At 55.3% G+C, this 15,457-nt stretch carries 13 protein-coding genes; 7 read left to right on the forward strand and 6 right to left on the reverse strand.

Going from position 1 to position 15,457, the window contains the following annotated elements; genetic code table 11:
* Positions 1 to 112: 112 nt before the first annotated feature.
* The 3 genes from GOV85_RS20625 to GOV85_RS20635 are packed head-to-tail and all read right to left on the reverse strand — an operon-like array spanning position 113 to position 4,356.
* Complete coding sequence (locus GOV85_RS20625; RefSeq protein ID WP_171181741.1) at positions 113 to 1,315, reverse strand: Xaa-Pro peptidase family protein; 1,203 nt, start codon at positions 1,313 to 1,315, stop codon at positions 113 to 115.
* Positions 1,312 to 3,729, reverse strand: a complete 2,418-nt coding sequence (locus GOV85_RS20630; RefSeq protein WP_171181744.1) for an FAD-dependent oxidoreductase — start codon at positions 3,727 to 3,729, stop codon at positions 1,312 to 1,314. The genes GOV85_RS20625 and GOV85_RS20630 overlap by 4 nt, the downstream gene beginning before the upstream one ends.
* Positions 3,730 to 4,356, reverse strand: a complete 627-nt coding sequence (locus tag GOV85_RS20635) for a cupin domain-containing protein (protein ID WP_171181746.1) — start codon at positions 4,354 to 4,356, stop codon at positions 3,730 to 3,732.
* 58 nt (positions 4,357 to 4,414) lie between these two features.
* Between GOV85_RS20635 and GOV85_RS20640 the strand changes: the two genes are divergently transcribed.
* Positions 4,415 to 5,596, forward strand: coding sequence for an aromatic ring-hydroxylating dioxygenase subunit alpha (locus GOV85_RS20640; RefSeq protein ID WP_171181748.1), 1,182 nt, complete (start codon positions 4,415 to 4,417; stop codon positions 5,594 to 5,596).
* A 303-nt stretch (positions 5,597 to 5,899) separates the two neighbouring features.
* Here GOV85_RS20640 and GOV85_RS20645 read toward each other — a convergent pair whose 3' ends face one another.
* Genes GOV85_RS20645 through GOV85_RS20655 form a run of 3 tightly spaced genes read right to left on the reverse strand, consistent with a single transcriptional unit; the run spans position 5,900 to position 8,265 of the window.
* Positions 5,900 to 6,379 carry an N-acetyltransferase gene (locus GOV85_RS20645; RefSeq protein ID WP_171181751.1) on the reverse strand — a complete coding sequence of 160 codons (480 nt, stop codon included), beginning with the start codon at positions 6,377 to 6,379 and terminating at the stop codon, positions 5,900 to 5,902.
* Positions 6,380 to 6,430: 51 nt separating this feature from the next.
* Positions 6,431 to 7,261: a carbon-nitrogen hydrolase family protein gene (locus tag GOV85_RS20650; RefSeq protein WP_171181753.1), complete on the reverse strand. Its 831-nt coding sequence runs from the start codon at positions 7,259 to 7,261 to the stop codon at positions 6,431 to 6,433.
* A gap of 8 nt (positions 7,262 to 7,269) precedes the next feature.
* Complete coding sequence (locus GOV85_RS20655) at positions 7,270 to 8,265, reverse strand: LysR family transcriptional regulator (RefSeq protein ID WP_171181756.1); 996 nt, start codon at positions 8,263 to 8,265, stop codon at positions 7,270 to 7,272.
* 109 nt (positions 8,266 to 8,374) lie between these two features.
* Here GOV85_RS20655 and GOV85_RS20660 point away from each other — a divergent pair, with 109 nt between their 5' ends.
* The 6 genes from GOV85_RS20660 to GOV85_RS20685 all read left to right on the forward strand — a co-directional run bounded on the left by GOV85_RS20660 (position 8,375) and on the right by GOV85_RS20685 (position 15,040).
* Positions 8,375 to 9,709 carry an aspartate aminotransferase family protein gene (locus tag GOV85_RS20660; RefSeq protein ID WP_371810846.1) on the forward strand — a complete coding sequence of 445 codons (1,335 nt, stop codon included), beginning with the start codon at positions 8,375 to 8,377 and terminating at the stop codon, positions 9,707 to 9,709.
* Positions 9,710 to 9,712: 3 nt separating this feature from the next.
* Positions 9,713 to 10,642: a 3-keto-5-aminohexanoate cleavage protein gene (locus GOV85_RS20665; protein WP_171181758.1), complete on the forward strand. Its 930-nt coding sequence runs from the start codon at positions 9,713 to 9,715 to the stop codon at positions 10,640 to 10,642.
* A gap of 3 nt (positions 10,643 to 10,645) precedes the next feature.
* Positions 10,646 to 11,677 carry a histone deacetylase family protein gene (locus GOV85_RS20670; RefSeq protein ID WP_171181760.1) on the forward strand — a complete coding sequence of 344 codons (1,032 nt, stop codon included), beginning with the start codon at positions 10,646 to 10,648 and terminating at the stop codon, positions 11,675 to 11,677.
* 368 nt (positions 11,678 to 12,045) lie between these two features.
* Positions 12,046 to 13,050 carry a TRAP transporter substrate-binding protein DctP gene (gene dctP / locus GOV85_RS20675; RefSeq protein WP_171181762.1) on the forward strand — a complete coding sequence of 335 codons (1,005 nt, stop codon included), beginning with the start codon at positions 12,046 to 12,048 and terminating at the stop codon, positions 13,048 to 13,050.
* Positions 13,051 to 13,136: 86 nt separating this feature from the next.
* On the forward strand, positions 13,137 to 13,751 hold the full coding sequence (locus GOV85_RS20680; protein ID WP_171181764.1) for a TRAP transporter small permease: 615 nt from the start codon (positions 13,137 to 13,139) through the stop codon (positions 13,749 to 13,751).
* A complete protein-coding gene (locus GOV85_RS20685) occupies positions 13,748 to 15,040 on the forward strand; it encodes a TRAP transporter large permease (RefSeq protein ID WP_171181766.1) in 1,293 nt (430 codons plus the stop codon). The genes GOV85_RS20680 and GOV85_RS20685 overlap by 4 nt, the downstream gene beginning before the upstream one ends.
* Positions 15,041 to 15,457 lie beyond the last annotated feature (417 nt).

The raw sequence follows: 15,457 nt of genomic DNA on the forward strand, positions 1-15,457 counted from the left end.
CACTGAACGCAGCAGTGCGACCGCTCACCTGGCCACTGGTGATTTACGCAAAACTCGCGACCACGATCTGGCAACCTAATTGTTTTCAGTCGGTCAGAACTCTCATCGGATATTAATTCAACAGGTTTTCGTCGTAAGGATAGCTGTCGAGCTGTTCGAGACCTGTCGCGGTGACCAGAAACTGATGCTCGATCTTGACGCCGCTGCCGCCTCGATCTGATCCAACATACCCCTCAACGCAGATCATCATGTTTTCCTCTATGATCCCGTCATAGCCAATGTCTTCCCAGTCCTGCGGGTATGGAACATAGGGGAATTCATCGCACATCCCCACACCGTGCATGATGCACGGATAGCGGTGCGCTTGGAATTCTTCAGGGTGGCGGAAGCTCTTGTCCACCAGTTCTTTGAACGACACACCGGGTCGCACATTGGCCTTGTTGTGTTCGATTTCGTCCAGAGCGCGCTTGTAGAGGTCTCGGAACGCGTTTGGCGCCTTCCCTTCGCCGCAGTACCAGGTGCGCGAGATGTCGGACATATAGCCAAATGGGCCGACCATATCGGTGTCAAAGCCCACCAGCTCTCCTTTTTGAACGCGGCGTTCGCCTGCCTCTTGCAGCCAGGGGTTTGTCCGCTCGCCCGAGGCCAACATGCGGGCTTCGGACCACAGGCCGCCATGGGCGATGTTGACCTGGCTCAGGATGCTCCACAGTTCGTTTTCCGAAATGCCGGGCTGGAAGGCTTCGCGCATCCGGGCGATACCCAGCTGCGCCACTTCGATTGCATAGCGGCACAGCGTAATTTCTTCCCCTGATTTGATCGAGCGGGCCTTTTCCAGAAAACCGGGCGCGTCGACGGCCTCGAACCCGGCCTGCATCAAGCCCTGAACAGCAGAGGCGTCCAAACGGTCAAGCGCCACACGGCAACGCCCTTTGCCGGCCAAACGGCCGCGGACGAAGTCTACGAATTTGCGCGTATTCTCCACCTGATCAAAGCCCGCAAGGAATGGCGCTAGCCCGAACATTGGGATGTATTCCGTGACATGGTCCAGATCCTTGATGAACGCGCCGCTGAAGACCACCGGGCCGTCGGCAAAGACAAACAGCATCATCAGCGGGATACGCGCCTGGAACTGCATGTATTCATGGTAATTCACCGCATAGCGCATGGTCAGCGGGTTGGTAATGACAGCCAGTTCCACGTCCCGTTCGGCCATGGCCTCGCGGATGCGGCCCATGCGGTAATCGTTCAGTTTGGTCCAATCGATTTCAGGCGCTGGCAGCATCGCTTTGCCAAAGTCAGTAGGAGTGTTCATGCCTTCAACCTTTCGTTTTTCGGGTCGAACACCGCATCGGCCAGCACTGTGGCTTTGCACATCTGGCCAAATACGATCACGTCCAGCGCCGTACCGGGGTTCGCTGCCTTTGGTTTGACAAAGGCAAAGGCCAGATTGCGACCAGTTACCGGGCCGAACCCGCCTGAGGAAACCGACCCTACTTTCTCGCCATCCAAATAAACCGCCTCGCCGCCCAGCACGTCTGTGTCCACCAGCTCAATGTCGAGATACGCAATAACCGAACTGCTGCCGGTTTCGGCGAGGTTGCGCAGCGGTTCTTTGCCTATGAACTCTTTGTCGAATTTCACAAAGCGCATCTGGTCGGTGTGCACGGGACTGGTGTCATTGGCCAGTTCATGCCCACCGCGATAGGCCTTTTCCATGCGCATCATTTCCAACGCTTTCGATCCAAACGGGACCATGCCATGGGGTTTGCCCGCGTCCCAAACCGCATCCCAAAGCACGCCAAGTTGGTCCATGTTTGCGTGCAGTTCCCACGCCAGTTCGCCCGAGAATGACAGGCGCATCGCGATCAGCGGGATGCCCGCCACAGCGATTTCGCGCGCCTTGAGCCAACCGAAATCGGAGTTTTCCAGAAACGCATCGCTGAGCTGACCCAGCACCGCGCGCGCCTTGGGTCCGGCCACGGTCAGGATACCGCAGTCATCGGACAGGTTCCTGACCGTCACGTCTTCGGACCCGCGCTGATGAACCGTGATCCAGTCCCAGACCCGGCGCTCTGAGGGGCCGCCGGTGACGAACCAGAACCGATCTTCGGCCAGCCGGGCAATCGTTGCCTCGCCCTCAATCGTGCCTCGTTCATTCAGCAAAAGGGTCAGGCACGTGCCGCCCACCTTTTTCGGCATTCTGTTCGCACAAAGGCGGTTCAGATAGGCCTCGGCCTCGGGTCCGGTGATTTCGAACTTGGAAAAGGCCGAGAAGTCGCCAATGCCGACGCTCTCATGCACCGCAAGCGCCTCGGCCAGCGCAGCCTCCCACGACGGGCCACGCTTCCATGATTGCGGTTCTTTGCCATCCCATTCCGGTTTGCCATAGACCCGCGGGCGTTCCCATCCGCCCGCTTCCTCAAACACCGCGTTCAGCGCCTTGGTTCTGTCATGCACGCCAGAGGTTCGGATCTCGCGGCAGGTTTCATATTGCAACTGTGGATAAGGCAACGACAGGCGCGTCATGTAATTTTCGCGGCAGCGCTGATAGGTGTAGTCCTTATCAACGCGCGAATGGAACCGACGCGGATCAAACCCGCGCATCGAGATATCGGCCGTGCCATGCACCATCCATTGCGCCAGCGCCCGGCCCAGTCCCGGCCCCCAGGCAATGCCCACGGTCGCACCGCAGGCCAGCCAATGATTGCGCAAGCCCGGCGCAGGCCCGACCAGCGGGTGCCCGTCAGGTGTATATGTGATTGCGCCATTGACGATGCGTTTGATGCCGCGCTCCATCAGGCAGGGATAGCGTTCAAAGCATTTCTCCAACCACGGCATAATACGGTCATAGTCGGGTTCAAACAGTTCGTTCTCGCTGTCCCAGGGACAGCCCTCGCGCCATTTGGCCAGCGCGTCATGGGTGTCATAAAGTCCGATCAGCGCCCCACCCTGTTCGCGGCGCAGATAGCCGGTGAAGTAATCATCGCGGGTGACGGGGATTTCATGACCCATCGCCTCGAACTCGGGCACCGCATCGGTGACCACATAGTGGTGCTGCATCGGGACAATCGGCAGGTCGAGCCCGCTGAAGGCCCCGATCTGGCGCGCATGGTATCCACCGGCATTGACCACATGCTCACAGATGATGTCGCCCTGCTCGGTCACCACCTTCCATTCGCCCGAGGGCATCTGCTGCACATCCGTCACCTGGTTGCGGCGCAGCACTTTGGCCCCCCGCATCCGCGCGCCCTTGGCCATCGCCTGACAGGTGCCCGACGGATCAACATGGCCGTCATCGGGCGTATAAATCCCGCCGATGATATGCGACGTGTCATAGATCGGGTTCAGCTTGGCGATTTCTTCGGGGATAACCCAGTGACACTCCTGCCCGCGGGCCAAAACCGCGTCACGCGTGTGCATCAGCCAGGCACGGTGATCCTCGGTTGCGGCCACGCGCAAGGACCCGCAATTGTGCCAGCTGACGCCCCGCTCGGTCTCATCCTCAATGGTTTTATACAGATCCACCGCATAATCGTGACAGATCCCCAACGCATGGCCCGCCGTCATACGACTGACCAATCCCGCCGCATGCCAAGTGGCCCCCGATGTCAGCTCGGCCTTTTCAACAAGAACAACGTCTGTCCATCCTTCTTTTGCCAGATGGTACAGGACGCTCGCCCCCATATTGCCGCCACCGATTACAACAACACGCGTGTGTTCAGTCATCTATTGTCTTTTCATGGTAACGGGAGTGTTGGCCCAGACGACCTGGGCCTCGACTTTGCCGGGATTGTGGTAACGGTGTGGGATGTCAGCGGAAAAGCTAAAGCTATCACCAGCCTGAAGGCGAAAGACCTGGCTATCCAAGGTCAGTTCGATTTCACCCTTCAGCACCATCCCGGCCTCTTCCCCGTCATGGGTATAGAGGTCGTCGCCGGTGCTGCCTCCGGGCTCATAGGTGGAAATGCCCATCGCCAGCTGTCGGTCAAGGCTGGCGGACAGCAAGTGATCTTCGAACCCCATATAGTCTGTCCCTGAAAGCCCGGAATAGGTCAGCTTGCGACGCCTGTCGGCGCGCACGACAAAGGGGCGTTCTTCGGCGGGAGCTGGGCCATCGGTCTCAAAGAACCATCCGACAGGTACTCCAAGTGCTTCGGCGACCTCCTGCAGCGCCGTGACTGAGGGTCGGGCCAGACCGCGTTCAATCTTTGACAGAAACGAAACCGAGCGCCCCGAAGTTTCAGACAAGTCGTTCAGGGTCATGTTCTGTGCTTTGCGCAGGGCGCGTAAGTCTTCACCCAACTTATTGAGCGACTCTTGATTGCGTGTTTGAAGTTTTTTCTTGACGATCATGAAAATTTACCGTGCATAATTTTCCCAGTTGCGCAAGAATTATCCGAATGGAGGCCTCATGAGTGGCCAGTTCCCCGATACACCGATCCTCAAAAAGGTTAAGGCATTGCTGGGTGAAGAAGGGTTAGTCCAGACATTTGCCCCGATTGAGGAAGCCAGCGGCCTTCCAAATGCAGCCTATTGGTCCAAAGAATGGTTGGCATTGGAGCAGGAGCATTGCTTTCGCAGGTCGTGGGTATTTGCGGGGGCCGACGCGGAATTGCCCGAGCGCGGCGACATGAAACCGGTCGACATTGGTGGTGCGCCACTGATCATCCTACGCGACCAGGACGGAGCCATTCGCGCACTGCACAATGTGTGCCGGCATCGCGGCGCAAAACTTGTCACTGAACCCTGCAAGAGATCAACCCTGACTTGCCCATATCATGCCTGGGTTTATGGTCTGAACGGCAAGCTGCGAGCACGGCCCCATTTCAACGGACCGGATATAACGGACCACTTCAAAGACGGAGGCGGCGACAAGCTCAATCTACAAGAGGTCCGGTGCGAGGTCTGGAACGGCTGTGTTTTCGTCAATATCTCAGGGGATGCAGACCCGCTAGAGGACTGGTTGAAACCGATGCTTGCACGTACGCCGGGTTATGATTTCACATCGATCCGCTGGGCCGGGAAAATCGATTTCGAAGTCAATGCCAATTGGAAGTTGGTCTACGAGAATTACATGGAGGGCTATCATGTCTTTGCCGTGCATCCCAAACTTTTGAAGTTTGCGCCGATGAACGTGCGGTGGTCGGGTGAATGGGACCAACACGTTTTCTACAACGACTACATCTTTCCTGAATTGGGCGAAGGGCGCGGTGATCGTCTGCCGCACTATCCCGATCTGTCACAAGAAGATGCCAAACGCGGTCTTTGGTTCTTATGCTTCCCACACTTCGCCGCCGAAGTCTTCCCAGACCAATTTACAGTTCTAGTAAGCTATCCAATTGCACCGAACAAAACGCGTGAAGAGCTGCATGTTTTCCTGATCGGAGATGCTGCGACGTCAGAGGACCATGCCAACGCAAGGGCCGAACTCATGCACATGTGGGATGATCTCAACCGAGAGGATCTTGGTATGCTCGAACTGCTGCAGCAGGGGCGCCTGTCGCCTGCCTATGACGGCGGTCGCCTCAGTCCGTATTGGGAAGGACCGACACATGAATTCGGGCGACGCGTGGTTGAACGTATACTTTCTTGAAATTTCGCGCCGTGTTTTACCGATTTGACGAAGATCTCGTCAGCAATCGGTTTTGACGCCAAAGCTGCTCATCATCGGATTTTGCGCAACGTCTGAGAGGCGGGCAAAAGTTGTTAACAAAGTGTGAATCAATTGGCGCTTCGGATCAAATTCATGCTTTGACAACCGACTTCATTTTGTCGTTCGATTGCGCAAAAGTGTCTTTTTGCAAGATACGGAACGCACCCTCTTTAGCTTTCCAAAACCACCATCGCGACAGCCTTAATTGGTTGATCGACTTGACGACTTCGCCGCAATTAGCCTTCAGAAGTTCTTTAAACTCCGCAAAGGAGCACCTTCGAGGATCATGGTCCTCATGTCCGTTTCTTCTCTGAATCCGATATGGGTGTAGTAGGCAAGAGCAGAAGGGTTGGTGCGATGGACTGCCAGTTTAAGGAAGCACGCGCCTGAAGATTTGTCCGCATCGAAAACCGAACGAGACAACAGTTTGTTTCCAATACCTCGCCCTCGCGCCGAAGAGGAAACCCAAAGATCACTTACAAACAAGCCGCCACCCCCCCTGGTCGTTGAAAACACTGGCGTCCAAACAATTGCACCGACGACTTCGGCCTTATTGTAGGCGAGCAAAGCGTTGAAGGCCGGATGGTCATCAGCGAATGCAGCTTTCAAAACGTCAACATTCGCGACGTGCCTGTCGTTCATTTCAGCCGACAACGCCCTTAGCGCAAAATCCAGATCGTTTATTTTGTCGAGCGTCACCGGAGAGATGGCAACCTGTGTCATTCGAAACCTTACCTATGTTTCGCAACCGCCAACAAAACGCTGTCTGACCCTTCACAGTGCATCATAATCCGCCAGTCGGTCCTTGAGGAATGTATAGTCTTTTCTTGCTTGCAAGAGCTGGCCCTTGTTGATGGTCAGGTGACGGAAATCTTCAGCTGTTTCGGCAAACCGCACAGGCAGAATATTTTCATCCATCCAAGGCCAACAGAAGATCGAATTGCCCCAGGTTTCTCCGGCCCGGTTAATGGACAAGAAAAAGATCTGATTTTCCATCGCGCGCGCCATGGCGAAATTGTGCCAGGTTTGGAAGGACTCGTCGCGATAATATGCCCCGCAATGCAGGATGAGATCGACGTCGTGCCTTAGTGTCAGGGTGCGTGCAAGTTCGGGAATTCGGATATCGTAGCAAATGATTGGAGAGATAGTTATTCCATTGATTTTGAATGTGAATATGTGATCCCCAGCGTCAAAGTATTCCTTCTCCATCGAAGCGCCATATTGGCAAAGGTGAAGCTTGTCGTAATAGCCGGTCAGCGCACCGTCCGGGTTGACGACCGCAATTGAAATATGCGTCCCCAATTCCCCCCGGCGCGCAAAACTGTAAGAGACATGGACACCGAATTCTTTGGCGACCTCGCGCCATTTTTCAAAAGAAGCGCCTTCCAGGGGTTCCGCGATCTCATTGAGCCGATCGAAGGCCGAGCGGGAATAATCGATACTGGATAGCTCAGGCAAAACCACGAGGTCCACGTTCCGGCGGCTGAGCTGATCGCGCACTTTCGCAGCGCTTTCCGCAAGATGTCTATCTCTCGCGGCGGCGCTCTCGGTGGCGGGGATTTCAATCTGACAAGCCAGCAGAGACAGGGTGTCATTTGATGTCATTGTTTGGCTTACCCCTCTTGGACCCTTGGCTCGATTGTTTCGGCCGGATTGTAGCTGCGCTGTTCAAGCGGCACCGATGCAAGCCGGTTTCGAAACATGTCGAGCAGTGCTTTTTCCGCGCGATTCAGGCGGGCGCTTTTGTGGTGCACCAGATGAATATCAATTGCCAACGCATTTTCATAAGGCGGCAAACGCCACAGTTCGCCGCGATTGACGAAGCGTTCAGCGATGTGAACAGGCAGAGGGCCAAACCCGAGCCCCGCGCCGATCATCCGCTGTGCCTCGCCCAGGTCAGAAGTGTAACCGATCACTTTGTTGTCGAGCTTGTGCTGCGCGCGCAGCAACGCCACCGGACGTAACGCATCCCAAAGCTGGTCTGTCCGGAATGAAACCGACGAATGGTCTCGCAAGTCGTCGAGTTTCAGATCGCGTTGCCCGAACAATGGGTGGCTCGGACCACAGTAGAACCCAAAATAGGACCGATAAAGAACCTCATGCTGCAGACTTGGATGGGTGTCATGCACCAAGCAGACGCCAAGTGTCGCGGATTTTTCAAGAACCGCCTGCCTGACGGCTTTGCTGGACATAACCTCAATATCAAAGCTGACTTCGGGGAATTGGAGATGAAAGTCCGCCAGTATCGCATCAAAAAAATCGCTTTCAATCCTACTGAGAAGCGCGAGTTTGACGGTACCCGTCACGATGTCTTCCGTTCCCTGTGCGCTTTGGATAGCCCGCGCCAGGCTTCCAAACATGTCCAGACATTCCTGGTACAGTGTCTGCCCGGCCGGTGTGATGCGGAAATGCGATGGGCTGCGATCAATCAGCGGCATTCCAAGCCGTGTCTCAAGACGTTTCAGGGCTTGGCTGACGGAAGGTTGTCGCCGCATCAGGCGCTGGGCCGCCAGGGTGATGCTGCCTTCCTGAACAATGACCATAAAGGTGCGAAGCAGATTCCAATCCAGATCGCGGATCAATTTGTCCTGTTCAGTGGCGTTATCCATTGATTCAATCAATATGCTTAATTCTCATTATCTATTTGCCCTATAAAAGAATCCAACACAAGGTTGGGTATCGCTCCTGCATCGCCACACCTGTCAAAGAAGAAAAACCGTGAAGGCATCGAACCTTTTCTATCAAAGTCGCGCGCGCCGCCCCGAGGTCGATCGCGCAGAAGGAATCTATATTTGGGGCAAGAACGGCCAGCGTTATATTGATGGTTCGTCCGGGGCGATGGTCAGCAATATTGGCCATTCAAATCCCAATGTTCTAGCTGCAATGAAGGCGCAGATGGACAGCGCAACCTTTGCCTATCGTCTACATTTTGAGAACGCCCCAGCAGAAGACCTGGCCACAGCCATCGCAGATCGCACACCGGCAGGCCTGGACAAGGTCTTTTTTGTTTCTGGCGGGTCCGAGGCCGTGGAGTCTTGCGTGAAATTCGCGCGGCAATGGGCAGTTGCTGATGGGCAAGGCAGTCGGTGGAAAGTCATCTCGCGCTTTCCATCTTATCACGGTTCTACCTTGGGCGCGCTGGCGATTACCGGATACGGGCCGCTGACGAACGCGTTTGCGCCGCTTTTCAAGGAAATGCCGAAAATTCCTGCGCCCACTTGCTATTTGGACCGCGACAACCTGTCCGACCACGATCGTGGTCTGAAATATGCCGAGATGCTAAGGGATGAGATCATTGCACAAGGGCCCGACACGGTTCTGGCATTTGCCATGGAACCGGTGGGCGGTGCATCTACCGGGGCGCTGGTTGCGCCCGACAGCTACTATGGGCGGGTGCGCGAGATCTGCGACGAATTTGGCGTCCTGCTGATCATGGACGAGGTCATGTCTGGTGTCGGACGCACTGGTACGTTTCTGGCTTCGGAGTACTGGAACATCCGCCCCGATCTTGTGGCCCTTTCCAAGGGATTTGGCGCAGGCTATGCGCCGTTGGGGGCCATGATCGCCGACAAAGCGATGGTTGAAACCGTGCTGGACAGCGGCGGATTTGCCCACGGCCACACTTATGCCGGTAACCCGCTCGCATGCAGCGCTGGGTTGGCTGTTCTGCACGAAATCGACCGGCTGGACCTGATGACCAATGCGCGGATCATGGGCGAAATCCTGATGGCGGGGCTCATGGACCTCATGGCGCGTCACCCGTTCATCGGTGATGTGCGGGGAAAAGGCCTGCTAACCGCCTTTGAAATGGTCTCGGATCGGGACACCATGTCACCATTGCCCAAGGACCTGAACGCCTATGAACGGTTCGTAGAAATCTGCTACGAGCGCAACCTGATCACTTATTCGCGCCGCACTCGCGGCGGTGTTGAGGGCGATCATTTCCTGATTTGCCCGCCTTTGAGCGCGACCGAAGCGCAGATCAACGAAATCCTGAACATACTTGACGACAGTCTCCGGGACTTTGCCCGTGAATGTGCATTTGAGGTTTGACCCATGGCGCAAAAAATTATCCTGACTTGCGCCGTGACAGGCTCGATCCACACGCCGACCATGAGCCCACACCTGCCGGTTTCGCCTGACGAAATAGCAAAGTCTGCAATTGAGGCAGCAGAAGCTGGCGCATCTGTTTTACACCTGCATGCGCGCGAACCCGACACCGGCCGCCCAAGCTCGGATATCAATGTCTTTCGCCAGTTCCTGCCAAGGATCAAGGACGCGAGTGACGCGGTTATAAACTTGACCACGGGCGGCAGCTCACAGATGAGTGTGGAACAGCGGCTTTCGGCCCCCGTGGAACTGGCGCCCGAGATGTGTTCGCTCAACATGGGCTCCATAAATTTCGGCCTCTTCCCGATGAAGGATCGCTATTCCGATTGGACCCATGATTGGGAAGAGTCCTTTTTGGAGAACACACGCGACACTGTGTTCAAGAATACATTCCATGACATAGAAACCGTGTTTCGAATGCTGGGCGATGCTGGTGGCGCGCGGTTTGAATGTGAATGTTACGATGTGGGGCACATTCAGACGCTGGCGTTCTATCTAAAGCAAAAGAGCATTGTGCCACCGGTCTTTCTGCAATTTGTGATGGGTGTACTGGGCGGGATCGACGCCAGCCCGCACAGCCTGATGTATTTGAAGGAAACGGCTGACCGATTGTTGGGCGACGCCTACGAGTTTTCGGCGCTTGCCGCAGGGCGACAGCAGATGCCACTGGGCACTATGAGCGCCATCCTGGGTGGGCATGTACGTGTCGGTCTTGAGGACAGCCTGATGATCGGACGCGGGCAACTTGCTACCAGCAACGCTCAACAGGTCACTAAAATCCGGTCGGTTCTGGAGGAGCTGGGATACGAGATCGCAACACCTGACGAGACGCGCGCGATGCTCGGTCTTAAAGGGGCAGACAAGGTAGGGTTCTGACACATGAAAGTCTTTTCTGACCAGGAACAGCAGGGCCAGCATAATCCCAGCGGGTTTCTGGTAAACGGAGTTATGCAACCCAACCCCGAAAAACCTGAGCGGTTGGAGCGCCTACTTGCAGGCGTCGCGGCGGGCGGTCACGCTGTGCACGCCCCGACTGATCATGGCCCAGCTCCGATCGCGGCAGTACACACTCCGGCCTACCTGAAGTTCCTGTCGACGGTTTATGAACGGTGGGCGCGCATTCCAGACGCCACGCCCGAGATATTCCCGAATATCCACCCGGATCGCCGCACGGCCAGCTATCCCTTGTCGGCAGTCGGTCAGGCAGGATTTCACGTCACCGACATGTCCTGCCCTATCGGTGCACACACCTGGGAAGCAGCGCGCTGGTCCGCAAACTGCGCCGTGAGCGCAACCCAGGCAGTATTGGACAGGGACAACGTGGCCTATGCGCTCTGCCGGCCGCCGGGGCATCATTGCTTTAGCGATCTAGCTGGCGGATTCTGTTATCTCAACAACAGCGCTATTGCTGCACAATACCTACGGCAAACTCATGACCGCGTGGCGATCATCGATGTTGACCTGCACCACGGCAACGGAACGCAAGGCATCTTTTACGAACGTCACGACGTATTCACCCTGTCTATCCACGCGGACCCGGCGCGGTTCTATCCATTCTTCTGGGGTCACGCTCATGAGGTCGGTGAAGGCGCGGGGCACGGATACAATTTGAACATACCGCTCTTACGTGGCACCGGGGATGACGGGTTCATGAAGGGTCTGAACGAAGGTTTGAACGTCGTTAGGAACTTCGCGCCCGGTGCAATCGTCATTGCCCTTGGACTTGATGCCTTCGAAGGCGACCCCTTTGGTGGTCTGGCGGTTTCAACACCTGGATTTGCCAAGATGGCAAGGATGCTGGCAGCGCTCAACCTGCCTACCGTGATCGTGCAGGAAGGCGGGTATCTCTGCAATGAATTGGGTACAAACCTGCAGTCTTTCCTCGACGGCTTCGAGGGAAGGTCCGCATAAGTCAAGGGGATACATTGCAGGCCGGACGCGTGGACCGACTACAGCGACTACATGAGACATGATGGCGTTTAACGATACACTGGATGCCACTCTGGCCGCGAAGCACAGGCATATCGCCCTTGCGGCCAAGCTCGGCTAAACAATCGCGCTTTCCCGACAATGATGACGCAAAGCCTTGTTACAACGAGCCGCGAAACCAAGAGTTACTCAAAAAAAATCAACTGAAGGAGGGGCTAAAATCAAAAAAACCAGCAGACGTGAATCAAATTGCACTGTGCAATTTGTTTGCTTAGGCTGGCCGGACAGATTGACCAGCTAAGGTCAGCAAAAATATCTGAACGAACAAACGTCAACAGGGAGAGTATTCCATGAACTTTGCGAAATTAACCACGGGCATCGTGGTTGGTGCAATGAGCGCGCTGATGTCGACTGCCGCAATTGCTGACGATGTCAAGCTGCGCTTTGCCGGCGTGTTTCCAATTGATCACCAAGGTACCAAGATGATGGAGCAGGTCGCCGCAGATGTTGCAGCGGCAGATGTCGGCCTGACAATCGAGGTGTTCCCAGCCAACCAGCTTGGTTCGGGCGAAGCGCTGTTCGAAGATGTTGCGCGAGGCAATATCGACCTGGCTGCGGCCTTTATCTATGCCGATACTGACCCGCGCCTGGAGTTCCTGTCGATGCCGTTCCTTGTAGGGGGCTGGGACGACATGGACAACATCATGCGCAACATGGATTCTGAGTATAATCAGATCTTGCAGGAAATCACCGACGAGTACGGCGTGAGCGTCATGGCCCAGAACCCCGAAGGGTTTGTGGGTATCGTGGCCACGCAGGAACCGACCAACTGGAACAACTTCGACGACAAAGGCATGAACATTCGTGTGTGGTCGTCGCCCGCCGTGAAAGCCATGGTGGAAGCGCTTGGTTACCAGGCCACGACCATGGCGTGGGGTGATATCTTCCCCGCGATCCAGTCCGGTATCGTTGATGGCGCAATCTGCTGCACCAAGACGGCAACCTACTCGATCTTCGCCCAGTCGGATGTTGGTACGCACTTTGTCGAGTACAACTCGATCTCGGAACTGACCACATTCTACGCGTCACAGCGCACGCTGGATAAACTGAACGATGAGCAGCGTGCAGCGCTTCAGGCAGCGATGACCAAGGCCTCGGATGACTTCTTCCAGTATAACCGCGACAATGACGCGGCCTTTGGACAGAAGCTTATCGACAAGGGCTACACAATCCTGAGCCTGAGCGACGAAGAGCAGGCTGCCATGGCCGCCCATATCCAGGAAAATATCTGGCCTATGATGGCCCAAAGCGTCGGCCAGGACGTGATCGATCGCTTGCTGGCGGCGAAGAACTGATAACCTTACCACGGAAGGGCCGGCATATTTGCCGGCCCTTTTTTTGCTAATTCCTCAATAAAAATGCCAAAATGGGGGGGACAGATATGCCGAATGACGAAGACGGCTTGCCACGGTTCGTCGGCGATGAAGACGAGGGCAAACCACAAAAAATCACAGACGAACTTCCGCCTATCATTGGGTATCCCATGAAGGTGATCGCGTTCGTTTGTAGACAGCTCGTAATGTTCTGCGGGTTCTTGATGGCATTCACCTTTGGCGCTGTTGTCGTGATCAGATACGGCTTTGGAGGCGATCTTTTTGCTTATGAGGAATGGCTTTTGGCCTTCTCCATTATCGGCTTTTTTGCCGGGGCCGTTCTGGCTTCTGCCCGCAATCTGCACATCAACGCTGATATCCTCAGCATTGTAATACATAATCAACGGTTGATTTGGTGGCGCAGCTTCGTGGTGTTGCTGGTTGAACTCGTGGTTATCTTGTTTCTCTTTTACGCCTGCTATGTTTCGCTGCTGGACGACTTCTCGTTCCCGCGACTACGGTCCACCCCGGTGTTGCGCATTCCGTTTGTCACCTGGCGCATTGCGATCATGTGTGCCTTCGGCTTCATGGCGATGTTCACCGCTGCGTATCTCTACGTGCACATCCGAAAAGGCCTTGGGTTGCCCCTTCGGTCTGAGACGATGAAAGGAGCCGCCAAATGATTATCACCGGAAGCCTGATTATCGTCTGCCTAATGCTGCTGCTCGGTGTCAGCGTCTACGTGGCCTTTGGATCGGTTCTGATCTTTATTGCCATTGTTGGGGATCAGTCCATTACCGGCTATCTGCCGACCGGTGCGACTGGCATCCGTTCACTGGTGCTGTTGGCAATCCCACTGTTCATGATCGCTGGCGGCATCATGGAAAAAGGTAAAATCGCAGCCCCCCTTGTGGCGCTGGCCGAGATGTTCATCGGCCACATAAAGGGCGGCCTGAATGCGGCCTCCGTACTGGCCTGTGGGGTCTTCGGCTCGATCTCGGGGAGTGCGAATGCGACACTGACCTGCATTGGCGGTATCATGATGCCGCATCTGAAAAAGGCGAATTATCCAGGCGGGCAATCGGCGGCGCTTATCGTCAGTGCAGCACCCTTGGGCCTTTTGATCCCGCCCAGCTCGTCGCACATTCTTTATGGCTGGGTGGCGCAACAGCACGTGCTCAAGTGTTTTCTGTCAACCGTGATTCCGGCAATCATCCTGATAACTCTTCTGATTGTCACCAACCAGTTCATGTTGCGGAAGTATGACGACATTCAACTGAAGGAGCGACCAGATCCGTTCATGCCCGCGCTCTTGGGTCAGGGCCGTCTGGCGGGTCCAGCGCTCTTGATGCCCATCATTATCTTGGGTGGAATCTATGGCGGGGTCATGACCCCGACCGAGGCCGCAGGCATTGCGGTATGCTATGCTATCCCGGTTGCGATCTATTTCTATCGTGGGCTAACCTGGAAAACGCTTGCTCAGACCATCCAGACTTCGGGTGTGACGATCGGTGTGGTCATGGTCATGATCTTTATGGTGCTGATCGTTTCGGACAACCTGATCTCGCAGGGTGCGCCTCAGTTGGCCAAGGATATGGTTTACTCGGTATCGGACAATCCGATCGTGATCCTTTTGATGATCAACGTGGTCATGATCCTGATCGGCATGCTGATGGACGATATCTCGGGCTTACTCTTGGCCACGCCAATCCTGTTGCCGATTGCCCAAAGTGTAGGTGTCGATCCAATCCACTTCGCTGCGATTATCGGTGTCAATCTTGGTATGGCCAACATCACGCCTCCGACGGCGCCGTTGCTCTATCTCGGTGCGCAGATTTGCGACACGTCCGTGTCCAAGATGCTGTGGCCAACGTTGATCTTCATCGTGTTCGCCTGGTTGCCGACGCTGATGCTGACCACCTTTGTCCCGTCATTGTCGCTCTGGCTTCCGGAACTGCTGCTCAGCCGGTAATGGATTCAACTAAAAACAAAGAAAGGAGCCCGGGCTTCGGGCTCCTTTTTCATTCGCAGACGGCCACGCAGCCAACCTTTTCCAATCCAATCAATCTGCATTCATCAGATCAATCGTGGTTAGGTTTGACTTACTGAACATAAATCCAGGCATGCACACCAATCAACAGGGCGGTTGCAGCGATCAGGCTCAAGAGGCTGAACGCATCTTTGATTTCTTTTGCCATCGTCTTGGTCCTCATCAGGAGTTTCATTTACCGGACGCATATATGAGAGCATCGCGATTCCGACTACCAAGATTTCTCGAATACTCGCTTTGCAATTTTTGCATAGCAGTCGAAGCCTTTCACCAAGCCAATTTCACGTTTGGATCGCTAGATGAAAGCCAAACGTTAGAAACCAAAACGCAGGCACCGAC

This window comes from Ruegeria sp. HKCCA4633 (assembly GCF_013034605.1).
GTDB lineage: Bacteria > Pseudomonadota > Alphaproteobacteria > Rhodobacterales > Rhodobacteraceae > Ruegeria.